General features: G+C 70.1%; 13 protein-coding genes and 1 pseudogene. 6 read left to right on the top strand and 8 right to left on the bottom strand.

Annotated elements, in window-relative coordinates; translation table 11 throughout:
- Nucleotides 1–3 precede the first annotated feature (3 nt).
- The gene (locus ACTWQJ_RS29760) at nt 4–1,179 is read right to left on the bottom strand and encodes a DUF418 domain-containing protein (RefSeq protein ID WP_443309625.1); all 1,176 of its coding nucleotides are present in this window, start codon (nt 1,177–1,179) and stop codon (nt 4–6) included.
- A 118-nt stretch (nt 1,180–1,297) separates the two neighbouring features.
- Nucleotides 1,298–1,810 (bottom strand): DinB family protein, encoded by a 513-nt coding sequence (locus tag ACTWQJ_RS29765; RefSeq protein WP_443309626.1) that lies wholly within the window; start codon nt 1,808–1,810, stop codon nt 1,298–1,300.
- A 49-nt stretch (nt 1,811–1,859) separates the two neighbouring features.
- Here ACTWQJ_RS29765 and ACTWQJ_RS29770 point away from each other — a divergent pair, with 49 nt between their 5' ends.
- Nucleotides 1,860–2,645, top strand: coding sequence for a class I SAM-dependent methyltransferase (locus ACTWQJ_RS29770; RefSeq protein ID WP_443309627.1), 786 nt, complete (start codon nt 1,860–1,862; stop codon nt 2,643–2,645).
- Between the two features lie 204 nt (nt 2,646–2,849).
- Here the strand turns inward: ACTWQJ_RS29770 and ACTWQJ_RS29775 are convergent.
- Nucleotides 2,850–3,218, bottom strand: a pseudogene (locus ACTWQJ_RS29775) (DNA glycosylase AlkZ-like family protein); the annotation flags it as partial.
- Nucleotides 3,219–3,816: 598 nt separating this feature from the next.
- On the opposite strand from ACTWQJ_RS29775, the gene ACTWQJ_RS29780 reads away from it, so the two are divergent.
- The 4 genes from ACTWQJ_RS29780 (at nt 3,817) to ACTWQJ_RS29795 (ending at nt 8,800) form a co-directional block, all read left to right on the top strand.
- The gene (locus ACTWQJ_RS29780) at nt 3,817–4,590 is read left to right on the top strand and encodes an isoprenyl transferase (protein WP_385510832.1); all 774 of its coding nucleotides are present in this window, start codon (nt 3,817–3,819) and stop codon (nt 4,588–4,590) included.
- A 314-nt stretch (nt 4,591–4,904) separates the two neighbouring features.
- Complete coding sequence (locus tag ACTWQJ_RS29785; protein ID WP_129801240.1) at nt 4,905–6,230, top strand: PhoH family protein; 1,326 nt, start codon at nt 4,905–4,907, stop codon at nt 6,228–6,230.
- Between the two features lie 420 nt (nt 6,231–6,650).
- Nucleotides 6,651–7,355, top strand: coding sequence for a transglycosylase SLT domain-containing protein (locus ACTWQJ_RS29790; RefSeq protein ID WP_443309628.1), 705 nt, complete (start codon nt 6,651–6,653; stop codon nt 7,353–7,355).
- Between the two features lie 125 nt (nt 7,356–7,480).
- The gene (locus ACTWQJ_RS29795) at nt 7,481–8,800 is read left to right on the top strand and encodes an AI-2E family transporter (protein WP_443309629.1); all 1,320 of its coding nucleotides are present in this window, start codon (nt 7,481–7,483) and stop codon (nt 8,798–8,800) included.
- 100 nt (nt 8,801–8,900) lie between these two features.
- Here ACTWQJ_RS29795 and ACTWQJ_RS29800 read toward each other — a convergent pair whose 3' ends face one another.
- A complete protein-coding gene (locus ACTWQJ_RS29800; RefSeq protein WP_409469938.1) occupies nt 8,901–9,434 on the bottom strand; it encodes an alkyl hydroperoxide reductase in 534 nt (177 codons plus the stop codon).
- A gap of 5 nt (nt 9,435–9,439) precedes the next feature.
- Nucleotides 9,440–9,994, bottom strand: coding sequence for a peroxiredoxin (locus ACTWQJ_RS29805; protein ID WP_443309630.1), 555 nt, complete (start codon nt 9,992–9,994; stop codon nt 9,440–9,442).
- Nucleotides 9,995–10,128: 134 nt separating this feature from the next.
- Between ACTWQJ_RS29805 and ACTWQJ_RS29810 the strand changes: the two genes are divergently transcribed.
- Nucleotides 10,129–11,091, top strand: a complete 963-nt coding sequence (locus ACTWQJ_RS29810) for a LysR substrate-binding domain-containing protein (RefSeq protein WP_443309631.1) — start codon at nt 10,129–10,131, stop codon at nt 11,089–11,091.
- Between the two features lie 10 nt (nt 11,092–11,101).
- Here the strand turns inward: ACTWQJ_RS29810 and ACTWQJ_RS29815 are convergent, their stop codons facing one another.
- The 3 genes from ACTWQJ_RS29815 to ACTWQJ_RS29825 all read right to left on the bottom strand — a co-directional run.
- Complete coding sequence (locus ACTWQJ_RS29815; RefSeq protein WP_443309632.1) at nt 11,102–11,581, bottom strand: hypothetical protein; 480 nt, start codon at nt 11,579–11,581, stop codon at nt 11,102–11,104.
- Nucleotides 11,582–11,694: 113 nt separating this feature from the next.
- The gene (locus ACTWQJ_RS29820; RefSeq protein WP_443309633.1) at nt 11,695–14,025 is read right to left on the bottom strand and encodes an ABC transporter permease; all 2,331 of its coding nucleotides are present in this window, start codon (nt 14,023–14,025) and stop codon (nt 11,695–11,697) included.
- The coding region (locus tag ACTWQJ_RS29825; protein ID WP_443309634.1) for an ABC transporter ATP-binding protein at nt 14,022–14,534 on the bottom strand (513 nt) is incomplete at its 5' end. The genes ACTWQJ_RS29820 and ACTWQJ_RS29825, both read right to left, overlap by 4 nt.

Below are 14,534 nucleotides of genomic sequence, written 5' to 3' on the forward strand. Positions count from 1 at the left end.
ATGTCAGCGGCGCAGCGCCCACCGTTGCACCGACTCCAGCGGGCCCTGGGAGAAGCGGCGCAGCCACAGGGCGGAGGCGGTGACGAGGAGTGCGCAGACGGCCGCCCACAGGGTCATCACCCACCACGGCCCCTCGTCCGCGAGCCGCTCGGCCAGGCCGAGACCGAGGCCGTAGCAGGCCAGCATGCACAGCAGGTTCTGCAGGACGTAGCAGGACAGGGCTGTGCGGCCGACCGCGGACAGGCCTCGGGTGAGCGCGGTGGGGAGCCACCCGTGGTCCATGACGACGCCGATCAGGCCGATGTAGCCGAGGGCGACCACGGGGGCGGCCACATAGCGGCCGAGGAAGAAGAACTCCTCGCCGCCCAGGGTGAGGGCCGCGTTGAACGGGATGCCCAGGCCCAGACCCCACACCGCCATACGGGAACGCAGCCGACGGCCCTGCTCGGTCGCGGCGAAGGCGCCGGCGCGGTGGAGGCGGACGCCGAGCAGGAAGAGGAAGACCAGCAGGCCGAAGGAGATGACCGGCTCCATGCGCAGGGAGATGGCGTTCTCCAGGCGGAAGGCGATCTGGTCGAGCCAGCTGCCGTGGGCGTAGAGGTCCACGGTCTCGGCGGAGACCGATGACTCCTCGGAGTCGGAGGCCAGCAGGGCGAGGGTGATCAGCGACATCAGGGCCACGTGCAGGCTCACCGACGTCCACAGCACCGCGCGCCGCACCCGCTCGGAGCGGGTCAGCAGCCGGGCGACGAGCAGGGCCGTGACGGCGTACCCCATCAGTACGTCGAAGCCGAAGACGAGGACGAAGTGGAGCGTGCCCTCGGTGAGGAGGAAGAGAGCGCGGGGCCGGTAGCCGCGCGGCCAGGGGGTGCCGCGGCGGGCGGCGGAGTCGTACTGGATGGCCAGGCCCACGCCGAAGAGGATCGTCAGCAGCGACAGGAACTTCCCGTCGGCGAGGAACCGGAAGAGCGCCTCGGCGGGCTCGCCTAACGGGTCCGCGGTGGCCGCTCCCTGCAGGAACGCCCATTCGGAGCCCGGGGTGGCGAAGATCCACACGTTCGTCATGAGCGTGCCGAGGATCGCCGCCCCGCGCAGGACGTCCAGCAGCGGCAGCCGGGCCGGCGACGGGGAGGTGTGGGGGGAAGCGGCGTCCACCGACGCGCGCAGGATGTTCGTCATGACACCAGGCTCTCGGCGCGTCGCGGCACAATCGTCGTGCCGCTGGACGAAACCGTCCTACATCCTTCGATGCAGCGCCTGGGAGCGTGTCACGTCACGTGCGCCCGGTGGTCGCCCGTCACCCCGCCCGGTGGTCGCCCGTCGATCCGTCGAGCAGCTCCCGGATGATGTCCATGTGGCCCGCGTGTCTGGCGACTTCCTCGATCATGTGGACCAGCACCCAGCGCAGGGACACGGTCGTGCCCCGCCAGGGCGGGCTGCCGAGGTCGTCCAGCGTCAGCTCGTCCAGGGTGCGGTCGGCCGCGGCGCGGGCCCGGCTGTAGAAGGCGAGTATCTGCTCGGTCGTCTCACCCTGGTCCGCCGCCATGTCCTCGTTCTCGTACGGGTCGAACCAGAACGGCTCCACCTCGCGGCCGAAGGTCTCCACGAACCATCCGTACTCCACCGACCCCAGATGCTTCACCAGACCGAGCAGACTGGTGCCCGACGGCGTCATCGGACGCCTCAACTGCTCGTCGTCCAGGCCCTCCAGCTTCCACAGCGCCACGTCCCGATGCCGGTCGAGACTGGCCCGCAGTGTCGCCTTCTCGCTGCCCTGGTACGGCATGCCCGCTTCGTTGTCGTTGGCCATGCCGGAAAATTAGCAGCGGCCACTGACAACGCCCTGCCACGATCAGCGCATGGATCACGACCAGCGCACCTTCGAGGAACTCGTCGCCGAAGGGGCCTCCGTTCCCACCGAGGGCTGGGACTTCTCCTGGTTCGAGGGCCGGGCCACGGAGGAGCGGCCCGTGTGGCGGTACGCGGAGTCGATGGCCGGGCGCCTGGGCCGCGCGAGGGCCGCCCTCGACCTCCAGACCGGCGGAGGCGAGGTCCTCGACTTCGCCCTCGGCGCGGCCCCGCACCCGCCCCGCCTCACCGTCGCGACGGAGGGCTGGCCGCCGAACGTCGCCAAGGCGACCGCCCTGCTCCGCCCCCGCGGCGTCGCGGTCGTCGCGGCGCCCGAGGACGCGCCGCTGCCCTTCGCGGACGCCACCTTCGACCTCGTCGTCAGCCGCCACCCCGTACGGCCGCACTGGGCCGAGATCGCCCGCGTCCTCGAGCCCGGCGGTACGTACTTCGCCCAGCACGTCGGCCCCAGCAGCTGCTACGAACTCGTCGAGTACTTCCTCGGACCGCAGCCCGAGGACAATCGCAACGGCCGCCACCCCGACCACGAACGCGCCGACGCCGAGGCCGCCGGCCTGGAGATCGCCGACCTGCGCGCGCAGCGGCTGCGGATGGAGTTCCACGACATCGCCGCCGTCGTCCACTTCCTGCGGAAGGTGATCTGGATGGTCCCGGACTTCACCGTGGAGGCCTACGAGGACAAGCTCCGCGCCCTGCACGAACGCATCCGCGCCGAGGGCCCTTTCGTCGCCCACAGCACCCGGCACCTCTTCGACGCCCGCAAGCCCGCCGCCTAAGCGCTCCGCTGGAAATGTGGTGATGAAGCTGCGGGCCGGTGGGGACTGGTCGCGCAGTTCCCCGCGCCCCTCACGGCGCGCGGTAACGCACCGGACTTCGCCAAGGCCGCTCAGCCAGGCCCGCTCACGCGTGCGGCCCCGTCGTCACCTCGCCGAGCACCAGGTCCGCCCCGGCCGTCGCCTCCAGCACCTGCGCCACCGCTCGGCCTGCTCGTCGGTGAGCCGGACGTCCGGCGGGAAGTTGTTCGGCCCGGCCGGCACCGCGGTCAGCGCGGCACTCCAGACCGGGAGCTCACGTACGTCGAGCAGATGCACCGTCCCGCGCGGTCCGTACGTCTTGACCAGCGACCGCTCCTCCCACAGCGCGGTGCGTACGTCCGCCCGGGTCACCCCGGCGGCCCTCGCCCCCACCGACAGCTCGGCCGCGGACAGCACCTGCGCATGCGCCCCGAGCATCGCGGCGACGATGTCGGCGACCGGTGCACCGGCCGCGGCCGGATTGGCCAGGAACTGCCGCTCGAGCCGCCGCGCACTCGCCTGATCCCAAGTGATCCCTCTGCTCCGCACAGTCATGCGAGGGACGTTAGGCCGGTTCCAGGTCGGATCCTGTCCTCCACGCAGGTCACGGAGTTTTCACATTGTTACCGGCAGCCCCTGGATTCACATCGGCACCTTCACGTAAGTTCAGACCAAGGGAATTCGCGTGAGCAAAGCCGCGCGGGCTGCACCGCGCAGTGGAGGGGGCTGCGCGGTGCCCTCTCCGTCAAGCCTCCGCAGGGCCATTCCCCCATCAGGGGGACACTCACGATTCAGCCACGCGCCAGCTGTGAACCCCCTGTGAACCGCACGTTCCGCGGCCACCGACGCGTCGCCGGACGATTCCGGAGAGTAGTTATTGCGCGCCGATGCACGCAGCATCCCTTACGAAGGGTTATGGTGGAAACCCCCCCTCGGGCCGGTCCGTCTCCCCCCCCACGGACCGGCCCGTTTTTTCTCCCACGAGGGGTGCCTGGCAAACGCGGCTCACCTCCACGCCCCCAGGGGCGCGGGGAACTGCGCGACCAGCCCCCACAACCCGCACCCAAAAAACCCCGCCCAAGCCCCGCAGGGTCCCGCAGGGGTAGGCTTCCGCCCGCGGGGACCGCCACCGTACGGAGGGGCTGACAATCACGTGAACCTGCGCGACAAGCTGCGCGGCCTGCTGGTCAGGCTGTACGCACGCCGGGTGGAAGGCCACCTGGACCACGCTCAGGTGCCCAAGCACATCGGCGTCATCATGGACGGCAACCGGCGCTGGGCGAAGGCCGCGGGCTCCACCACAGTTCACGGTCACCGGGCCGGCGCGGAGAAGATCGAGGAGTTCCTCGGCTGGTGCTCCGAGACGGACGTCGAGGTCGTCACCCTCTGGCTGCTGTCGACGGACAACTTCGACCGCCCCCAGGAGGAGCTCGTCCCGCTGCTCGGGATCATCGAGGACGTCGTGCGCACTCTCGCCGCCGACGGCCGCTGGCGCGTCCACCACGTGGGCACCCTCGATCTGCTGCCGCAGCAGATGCAGACCACGCTCAAGGAGGCCGAGGAGGCCACGGCGCACGTCGACGGGATACTCGTCAACGTCGCCATCGGCTACGGCGGCCGCCAGGAGATCGCCGACGCCGTCCGTTCGATGCTGCTGGACGCCGCCGACAAGGGCAGGTCCATCGAGGACGTCGCCGAGACCGTCGACGTCGACATGATCGGCCGGCACCTCTACACGGGTGCCCAGCCCGACCCCGACCTGGTGATCCGCACCAGCGGTGAGCAGCGGCTGTCCGGATTCATGCTCTGGCAGACGGCCCACTCCGAGTACTACTTCTGCGAGGTCTTCTGGCCGGCCTTCCGCAAGGTCGACTTCCTGCGCGCCCTGCGTGACTACGCGGCGCGCCACCGTCGTTACGGCGGCTGACGGACGAACCCCCGCAGCAGCGGACGTACCCCGCTTCACAAGGAGTTCACCGGGGCGCCGTCATATGCCGTGGCATGGCAGCGCATGTTCGAGGGCATAAGGCAATCAGGTCGACACCCGAACCACGGGTGTCGGATCTCAGCGGGCGGCACGGGGCCGTCCGCCCGGGAGGCCCTTTGCACCAGCCCGATCGTGCGGTCACAGCACGGACGAAGCAACGTGAGGGCCGGTTCTCGGCCCGTGCATCGGAGCCGTCGACCGGTCCAGCTCATCTCCGTCGCTCCCCGACCTCATCCGAGGGGGTACGTCCTTCCGTGGTGACCAGCACAAAGCGCCACAAGCCAGACCGGCGCACCTATGTTCTCGACACCAGCGTCCTGCTGGCCGACCCGAACGCCCTGAACCGCTTCGACGAGCACGAGGTCGTGCTCCCCGTCGTCGTGGTCACGGAGCTGGAGGCCAAGCGGCACCATCCCGAACTCGGGTACTTCGCCCGGCAGGCACTGCGCCTGCTCGACGACTTCCGGGTGCGGTACGGCCGCCTCGACGCCCCCATCCCGATCGGGGACCTCGGCGGCACCCTGCGTGTCGAGCTCAACCACTCGGACCCCAGCGTGCTGCCCACCGGCTACCGCCTGGGGGACAACGACTCCCGCATCCTCGCGGTCGCCCGCAACCTGCAGGCCGAGGGGTTCGACGTCACCGTCGTGTCGAAGGACCTCCCGCTCAGGATCAAGGCGTCGTCGGTCGGCCTCCTCGCCGAGGAGTACCGCGCGGAGCTGGCCATCACGGACGCCTCCGGCTGGACCGGAATGTCCGAACTGACCCTGCCCGGCGAACAGGTGGACATCCTCTTCGAGGAAGGCCACGTCTACGTCCCCGAGGCCGCCGACCTGCCCGTCCACACCGGCCTGACCATCCAGTCCGAGCGCGGCAAGGCGCTCGGCCGGGTGACGCCGGAGGGCAACGTCCGGGTGGTGCGGGGCGACCGGGAGGCGTTCGGTATCAAGGGCCGCAGCGCCGAGCAGCGCATCGCGCTGGATCTGCTGCTGGACCCGGACATCGGGATCGTGTCGATGGGTGGCCGGGCCGGCACCGGCAAGTCGGCGCTGGCGCTGTGTGCGGGTCTGGAGGCGGTCCTGGAGCGCCGTCAGCACGAGAAGATCATGGTCTTCCGTCCGCTGTACGCGGTGGGCGGGCAGGAGCTCGGCTATCTGCCCGGCAGCGAGGCCGAGAAGATGAGCCCCTGGGCTCAGGCGGTCTTCGACACGCTGTCCGCGGTCACCAGTCGCGAGGTCATCGAAGAGGTCACCGCGCGCGGGATGCTGGAGGTGCTGCCGCTCACGCACATCCGCGGGCGGTCGCTGCACGACGCGTTCGTGATCGTGGACGAGGCGCAGTCGCTGGAGCGGAACGTACTGCTGACCGTTCTGTCCCGGATCGGCGCTAATTCACGGGTCGTTCTGACCCATGACGTGGCACAGCGGGACAATCTGCGCGTGGGGCGGTACGACGGTGTCGTCGCCGTCGTCGAGAAACTGAAGGGGCATCCGCTCTTCGCGCATGTCACGCTGACGCGGTCCGAGAGGTCCCAGATCGCGGCGCTTGTGACCGAAATGCTGGAGGACGGGCAGATCTGACCCTCGCGCCCCATCTCGGGGCGGTTACGCGGTAGTTGGCGCCGTCCGGCAAAGGCCGAGAGCCTAGCCGGACGGCGCCTTCGCGCGTCACGGTTTCTCAAAAATCCCAGGGCCAAACAGGATGTGAGCTTTCACACGCAACTCAGAATTGCCACCCGCCGTCCGGTTACGGCAGAGTCTCACTCCTGTCAGGCCCCGCATACGACACACCTGTACCCCCAGCGGTACGGCACAACGGAAGCAACACCGCTAACTCCATAGCTCCGTCGTATGCCGCCCGAGCACCACGCGGCGCTCCCCTGCGGGGAGTTGCCCACCGGGCCCGCGCCTCCCGTGACCCCGCAGTTGGGGAGGCCAGTGCCAGGGGCACGATTGCGTCCGCCAGGGTCACCGAAGCGGGCGATGCTGGAAGGAAACCGTGTGAGCCGGATTTCGGTCCGGGGATTCGCAGTGGCCTCGGCCACCGCGGTCACCGCAGTCGGAAGCGTCGTCGGCGTTGCCTCGGGCAGCACCGCGCAGAACAACGACGCCGAGGCGGCGGCAACCGACCTGACGCTCCTCGCGGACATACCCGCGGGCCAGCAGGCCCAGGTGCAGACCGCGTCCCTGACGCAGCAGGCCGACGTGCAGGCCATCGCCGCAGACGCGAGCGCCAAGAAGGATGCCGAGGAGGCGGCCCGCAAGGCGGCCGCCGAGACCGCGATCGCGAAGAAGGAAGCCGCAGAGAAGGCAGAGAAGGCGGCTCAGGAAGCCAAGGAGCGCGAGGAGGCGGAGCAGGCGGCCAGCCGCGACGCCGCCCGGGACGCGTCCGACTTCGCCGTCCAGAGCTCGTACACCGTCGCCGAGATCCAGTCGATGGCGGCCTCGATGGTGCCGAGCGGGCAGTTCCAGTGCTTCAGCAACATCGTGGACCACGAGTCCGACTGGAACTACCGGGCGGTCAACCCCTCTTCCGGTGCCTACGGCCTCTTCCAGGCGCTGCCCGGCTCCAAGATGTCCTCCGTCGGTTCCGACTGGCAGACCAACCCGGCCACCCAGATCAAGTGGGGCCTCAACTACATGAACGAGCGCTACGGCAGTCCCTGTGACGCCTGGTCGTTCTGGCAGGCCAACAACTGGTACTGAGCCGACCCCCGCTCAACTTTTCCGAGCCCCTCACCGTCCTTCGGTGAGGGGCTTCGGCCATGTACGGTCGGACGGGACGACTCCAGGGGGGAGCGGTGGGGACAGACGGGGGAAAGGGACGGATCATGTCGCGAGTGCCACGGTGGCTGAGCCGGCTCGGGACCCGGCTGGCAGATATGGGCCAGCAGTGGGAGGAACGCCGGGCCGAGGCGGAGAAGGAGCACGCCGAGCCCGAGCCGAAGCCGGCGGCCGCCGCGCAGGTGTCCGCACCCGCCGAGGGCGCCGCCGCGCCGACGGTCGTCCGGCCAGATCCGGCGCAGGCCGTGCCGTGGGGTGTGCGGGTCGCCGCCGAGGCCGGGTGGCGGCTGCTGGTGCTGGCGGGCACGCTGTGGGTGCTGATGCGGGTCATCAGTGCCGTACAGCTGCTGGTGCTGGCCTTTGTCGCGGCGCTGCTCATCACCGCTCTGCTGCAGCCGACGGTGGCGCGGTTGCGGCGGTACGGAGTGCCGCGCGGGCCGGCCACGGTGCTCACCGCGATCCTCGGCTTCGTCGTCATGGGGCTCATCGGCTGGTTCGTGACCTGGCAGGTCATGGAGAACATCGACAACCTCTCCGACGAGGTCCAGGACGGCATCGACGATTTGCGCCGGTGGCTGCTCGACAGCCCCTTCCACGTCACCGACAAGCAGATCAACGACATCGCCGAGAACCTGCGAGAGGCGATCGGGGCGAACACCGACCAGATCACGTCCGCGGGGCTGGAGGGCGTGACGGTCGTCGTCGAGACGCTGACCGGGATCCTGCTCGCGGTCTTCTCGACGCTGTTCCTCCTCTACGACGGACCGCGCATCTGGCAGTGGACGCTGAAGCTGGTGCCGGCGGCGGCACGGCCGGGAGTCGCCGGGGCGGGGCCGCGGGCTTGGCGGACGCTGACGGCGTATGTGCGCGGCACGGTGGTGGTGGCGCTGATCGACGCGATCTTCATCGGCCTGGGGATCTACTTCCTGGACGTCCCGATGGCCGTGCCGCTCGCCGTGTTCATCTTCCTCGGTGCCTTCGTCCCGCTGGTGGGTGCGGTGGTGTCCGGGGCACTGGCGGTCGTGGTCGCGCTCGTGACGCAGGGCGTCTTCACTGCGGTGATGACGCTGGTCGTCGTCCTCGCGGTCCAGCAGATCGAGGGGCACATCCTGCAGCCGTTCATTCTGGGGCGGGCGGTGCGGGTGCATCCGCTGGCCGTGGTGCTCGCCGTCGCGGCCGGGGGCCTGGTGGCCGGGATCGGCGGCGCGGTGGTGGCGGTGCCGTTGGTGGCGGTGACCAACACGGTGGTCGGCTATCTGCGGTCGTACTCCCAGGAGGCGCTACGGCACTCTCCTCAGCCGCACGGCGCGACGGCGACGTCCATCGCCCCGCCGCCGCCCAACCCTCCGTCGGACTCGGCGTCGTGAGACGCCCGCACTGACCGTCTCCGCAGGACTCCCGCGGCAACGGACAGGGCCCCGCCCACCGCGAAGGTGAACGGGGCCCGCACGCGGGGGCTTGGTCCGGCTACTCGGCCAGTACCGCCTCGGCGTCCAGCGTGACGCCGACCGCCTGGATGACGGAGGCGATCTTGAAGGCCTCCTGGATGACCTCGCGGTCGATGCCGGCCTTGCGCAGGACCTGCTCGTGCGAGTCGAGGCACATGCCGCAGCCGTTGATGGCGGAGACGGCGAAGGACCACAGCTCGAAGTCGACCTTGTCGACACCGGGGTTGCCGATGACGTTCATCCGGAGGCCGGCGCGCAGGGTGCCGTACTCGTGGTCGGACAGCAGGTGGCGCGTGCGGTAGAAGACGTTGTTCATCGCCATCACCGCGGCCGCCGCCTTCGCCGCTGTGTACGCCTCGGGCGACAGGTTCGCCTTGGCCTCCGGCTCCAGCTCGCGCAGGACGATGGGGGAGCGGGAGGCGATGGCGGTCGCCAGCACCGTGCCCCACAGCTGCTGCGCCGGCAGCTCGGAGTTGCCGATGACCGAGCCCAGGTTGAGCTTCAGGTCCTTGGCGTAGTCCGGAATCGAGGACTTCAGGGAGTCGAGGGACATGTCAGTCACTCACCGGCCAGCAGCTTGACCGGGTCCAGGGTCTCGTCGCCCTTGCTCCAGTTGCACGGGCACAGCTCGTCCGTCTGGAGCGCGTCGAGGACCCGCAGGACCTCCTTGGGGTTACGGCCGACCGAGCCGGCGGTCACCATCGAGAACTGGATCTCGTTGTTCTGGTCGACGATGAAGACGGCCCGCTTGGCGAAGCCCTCCTCGTCCTCGATGCCGAGGTCGCGCATCAGCTCGTGCTTGGAGTCGGCCATCATCGGGAACGGCAGGTCACGCAGGTCGTCGTGGTCCTTGCGCCAGGCGTGGTGCACGAACTCGGAGTCACCGGAGAAGCCGAGGACCTGGGCGTCGCGGTCGGCGAACTCCTCGTTCAGCTTGCCGAAGGCCGCGATCTCGGTCGGGCACACGAAGGTGAAGTCCTTGGGCCAAGCGAAGATCACCTTCCACTTGCCCTCGTAGGTCTTGTGGTTGATCTTCTCGAACTCCTGGCCCTGCTCCAGCGAGACGCAGGCAGTCAGTTCGAACTCGGGGAACCTGTCACCGACAGTGAGCACTAGCTCTCCTTGCAGCGAAGAAACGCCCATTGTGTGGGCGTTTCCCATGGGGTTGGACGTTCATGATCGTGGCACAACGCGCATTGATTACGGAAATAGCTACACTCGGTCGGGTTGATCGGAGGCAGCTATCAGTGACCGTCAGTAACGTGAGCAAGAGGAGGCAGCCCAGTCTTGCCCAGTTGCGTGCCTTCGCCGCCGTCGCCGAGCATCTGCACTTCCGTGACGCGGCCGCCGCGATCGGCATGAGCCAGCCCGCCCTCTCCGGCGCCGTCTCCGCCCTGGAGGAGGTCCTCGGCGTCACCCTCCTCGAGCGTACGACCCGCAAGGTGCTGCTCTCGCCCGCCGGTGAGCGGCTGGCCGTACGGGCGAAGGCGGTGCTGAGCGAGGTGGGAGCCCTGATGGAAGAGGCCGAGGCGGTGCGTGCGCCCTTCACCGGGGCCCTGCGGCTGGGCGTCATTCCGACCGTCGCGCCCTATCTCCTGCCGACCGTGCTGCGACTGGTGCACGACCGCTATCCCGACCTCGACCTCCAGGTGCACGAGGAGCAGACCGCCAACCTCCTCGACGGGCTCACCTCCGGCCGGCTGGATCTGCTGCTGCTCGCCGTACCGCTCGGGGTGCCGGGAGTGTCGGAACTCCCGCTGTTCGACGAGGACTTCGTGCTCGTCACACCGCTGGACCACTGGCTCGGCGGGCGGGAGGGCATTCCCCGCGAGGCGCTGAGGGAACTGAACCTGCTGCTGCTCGACGAGGGGCACTGCCTGCGCGACCAGGCCCTCGACATCTGCCGGGAGGCGGGGCGTGAGGACGTCCCTGCGACCACCACGGCCGCGGGACTGTCGATACTGGTGCAGCTGGTCGCGGGCGGACTCGGCGTGACGCTGCTGCCGCGCACGGCGGTCAAGGTGGAGACGACTCGCTCCAGCCAGCTCCTCACCGGCTTCTTCGCCGACCCCGCACCCACGCGCCGGATCGCCCTCGCCATGCGAACGGGGGCGGCGCGCTCCGGGGAGTACGACGAACTGGCGGCGGCCTTGCGAGAGGCTATGCGGGAGCTGCCGGTACGGATCGTGGACCGGCGAGCCGACTCCTGACGGCTGCGCGTCAACCGGCTTTCAGTGCCGCGATCTTCGCGAGTTCGAACTCGTACCGCCCGGAGTTCGCGGGGATCAGCTCGGCCATCCGCCGGAAGAACACCGCGGCCCCCTCCGCGACGGCGGCCGTCAGCTCCGCCTCCGTCGCGTACGCCGTGCGACGGCCGTCCCCGGGGTCGCAGGAGACCAGGACGCCGTCCCGGCCCTGTCGCTCGACGACCAGCCTGATCGGCTGGTCCGGGAAGAGCGTCTCGCCCCGGCCGGACTCGGCGACCTCCTCCAGCACACGGACCAGACAGGCCCACAGCTGGTCCACGTAGTCGTACATGTCCCGGTCGATGATCGGCACATGGTTCACGGTCAGCTCGATCGCGCCTTCCACGTAGTCGCGGTCGCCCTGGTAGGCGGTCGCCTCGTGAATGTCGTGGAATGCTCCGTCCGGAGTTCGGAGACAGCTCTTGACGTCAATCATGGAATGCGTGGAACTCATGGAACGGGGTGCTCCTTGTGCGGGCCGAGCCCGCCGATACGAGGAGCTGGCGGCCGCACTGCGCGAGGCACTGCGGCCGCAGCCCGTACGGGTGGTGGACGGCGCCGGCCGAATCACTCGGTGCGCAGGCCCTCCGGGCGCATCAGCCGCAGCAGCGGCGGCAGGCTGAGCAGCGTCACCAGCAGGACCACGCCCGCGCCGATGCCGGTCATCGCCAGCACGCTCGCCCAGTCGACGCTCACCGGGGTGGCCGTCATCTTCAGCAGCACCACACCCAGGGTGAGGCCCACCACGGAGGCCAGGGTCAGGCCGAGCACGATCGGGATCGCCGTCTGCCACAGCACCGACAGGCTCAGCGTGCGGCGCCGGGTGCCGAAGGCGACCAGGGCGGACAGCAGCTTCCTGCGCTCGCGGAGCTGTTCCAGCTGGGAGACGAGCAGACTCGCGCCGATGAGGGCCAGGACGCAGGTGGCGCCGACGAACAGGCCGGTGCGGATGCTCTCGTAGCGGTCGGACCGCTGGCTGGACACCCACAGCATGGGCTCGGCGAGCGGATCGACGGCCGCCGCCGTGTTGCGTACCAGGTCGCGCACGTCCGGCACGGACTCGTCGAGGCGCAGATAGACCTCGCCGGTCAGGGTCGGCAGGGCCGCCGCGGGCAGCGCCTTCGGGGTGACGAGGAGGCCGCCGCGCTCGCCCCCGGTCATGTCCAGGGACGCCTTCGCCCGCTTCACGGCCGGCAGGGTCCAGGCGGTCTCCGCGCCCTTCGGGCTGCCCTCGTACGTGGGGTCGAAGTACACCGTCCGGCCGGGCTTCGCCATGGCGCCGGTGTCGGTGTCGTATTCCGCGCCCGACACGGCGAACACGTCACCGTCACGGCAGGACGGCAGCTTCGCCACCTCCCGCAGCGAGGCGCAGTCGCCCACGGTCACCTGGGAGCTGAGTCGGGGATCGGAGCGCCGCTCGCCCAGATAGCCCTCCGAGTACGCGTACACCCTGCGCACCCCCTCGGTCCGCCGGAACTCCGCCGCAGCCTCGGTGAGCGGCATGCCCTCCGGTACGGACACCTGCATCTGAATCCGCGAGACGTCCTGGTCGGACTCGACGGTGAAGTCGTCCTCCACACCGGCGAACAGCATCTGCAGCGCGATCGCGCCGGCCACCGCCACCGCGATGCCATTGACCGTGCGGGCCGCCGTACCGCTGCTCAACTGAAGCCTGCGGACGGCCAGTTGCCAGGACACCGAGCCCGCGCCGAGCCGGGCGACGACCGCCTCGACGATCCACGGCAGCAGCGCGGTGACGCCGATGAGCAGCAGCATCACGCCGCCGACGACCAGGTACTGGTTGAAGTCGCCGCCGTCGCTGCCCTGGCCGATCATCGGGGCCAGCATCGCGAGGCCGGCCAGCGGCAGCACCAGCCGCCACCAGAGCCGGCGGCGGCGCTGCTTCGCCGTGCGGACCACGCCGAGCGGCTCGATCACCACACCGCGCAGGGCGAACAGGGTGACCAGGACAGCCGCCGCCGGGACCGCGAGAGCGACCAGTGCGGCAAGGACGGGAGAGGGGTTGAGGTAGCTGGGGAACACGCTGACCTCGAACACCTCGGCGGAGCCCGCGATCTCACGGCCGACCAGGAAGAAACCGGTACCGAAGACCAGGCCCAGCACGGCCCCGGCGAGTGCCTCGCCCGCCGCGACCCGGCGGGTCATATGACGGTCGGAGCCCACCAGCCGCAGCGCCGCGAGCCGCCGGTCACGCCCCTCCCCTCCGAACCGCACGGCCGCGGCGACGAAGACACCCACCGGCATCAGCAGCACCACGAAGACGACCAGGATCAGCAGGAGCAGCACGGGATCCCAGGGCTCGGACGTGCCCGGATTCTCCTCCCCGAACCGTTCGATCCGCGCGACCCGGCCGTCGTCGAGCTTCGACGCGAGTTCCTCGCCGCCCCGGTAGAAGGCGAGTTCGTGAGAGCCGATCAGGCCGGGCTCGGCGATGGTGCCGACGATCCGGTCGGGCAGCCGCTCGCGCAGCAGTGCCCCGTCCGCCGACGTCAGCAGGTCCTTCAGCGCGGGGGAGACGACCATCTCGCCCGTCGCCGGGAACTCCGCCACGCCCGGCGGCAGCGGGGCCTTCGCGCCCTCCGGCTCCAGCTCCCGGCCCCGGATGTCCTTGTCGCGGAAGGTGGTGCCGACGTTGGCGATGAGCAGGGTGGCGTCCGTCTTCGGCGGCGTCGTCTCGCTGAACGTGAAGTCGGTTCGCGCCCGTTCGCGCTCGTCCCGGGCGGTCAGCGCGCTCGGCAGCGCGGTGGTGAGCAGCAGCAGCGCCACGCCGAGCCCGACGCCGACCGCCGTGAGCACCGCCCGCACCCAGCCGCCCCGGCCGGTGAACGCGAACCCGACGCCCATGGCCAGATCCCTGGACCACTGACGGAGCCTCATACGACGCGCTCCATGTCCCGGGACTTCCCGTCCCGTACGACGATCTCGCGGTCGGAGTAGGCGGCGACCCGCGCCTCGTGCGTGACCAGGACGACGGCCGCGTTGGTGGAGCGGGCCGCATCCGTCAGCAGCTCCATCACGCGCTCCCCGTTGAGGGAGTCCAGCGCGCCGGTCGGCTCATCGGCGAACAGCACCCGCGGACTGGTGACCAGCGCCCGCGCCACGGCGACCCGCTGCCCCTGACCGCCGGAGACCTCACCGGGCCGTTTCCTGCCTATCCCGTCGACCTCCAGGCGCTCCATCCAGGACAGCGCCGTACGCTCGGCAGCCTTGCGGGACGTGCCGTTCAGCCGCAGCGGCAGGGCCACGTTCTCGACACAGGTGAGCTCGGGCACGAGCTGGCCGAACTGGAAGACGAACCCGAACTCCGAGCGTCTCAGCGCGCTGCGCTCGGCGTCGCTCATCGTGGCCATCTCCCGGCCGTCGTAGCGGATCGAGCCCTCGTCGGG

This window comes from Streptomyces sp. KR55, assembly GCF_052245645.1.
Classification (GTDB): domain Bacteria; phylum Actinomycetota; class Actinomycetes; order Streptomycetales; family Streptomycetaceae; genus Streptomyces; species Streptomyces flavusporus.

Excerpts from the sequence above, each read along its gene's own strand:
- ACTWQJ_RS29815 (WP_443309632.1), bottom strand. The coding sequence starts at position 11,581 with ATGAGTTCCACGCATTCCATGATTGACGTCAAGAGCTGTCTCCGAACT.
- ACTWQJ_RS29820 (WP_443309633.1), bottom strand. The coding sequence starts at position 14,025 with ATGAGGCTCCGTCAGTGGTCCAGGGATCTGGCCATGGGCGTCGGGTTC.
- ACTWQJ_RS29770 (WP_443309627.1), top strand. The coding sequence starts at position 1,860 with ATGGATCACGACCAGCGCACCTTCGAGGAACTCGTCGCCGAAGGGGCC.
- ACTWQJ_RS29800 (WP_409469938.1), bottom strand. The coding sequence starts at position 9,434 with ATGTCCCTCGACTCCCTGAAGTCCTCGATTCCGGACTACGCCAAGGAC.
- ACTWQJ_RS29760 (WP_443309625.1), bottom strand. The coding sequence starts at position 1,179 with ATGACGAACATCCTGCGCGCGTCGGTGGACGCCGCTTCCCCCCACACC.
- ACTWQJ_RS29765 (WP_443309626.1), bottom strand. The coding sequence starts at position 1,810 with ATGGCCAACGACAACGAAGCGGGCATGCCGTACCAGGGCAGCGAGAAG.
- ACTWQJ_RS29795 (WP_443309629.1), top strand. The coding sequence starts at position 7,481 with ATGTCGCGAGTGCCACGGTGGCTGAGCCGGCTCGGGACCCGGCTGGCA.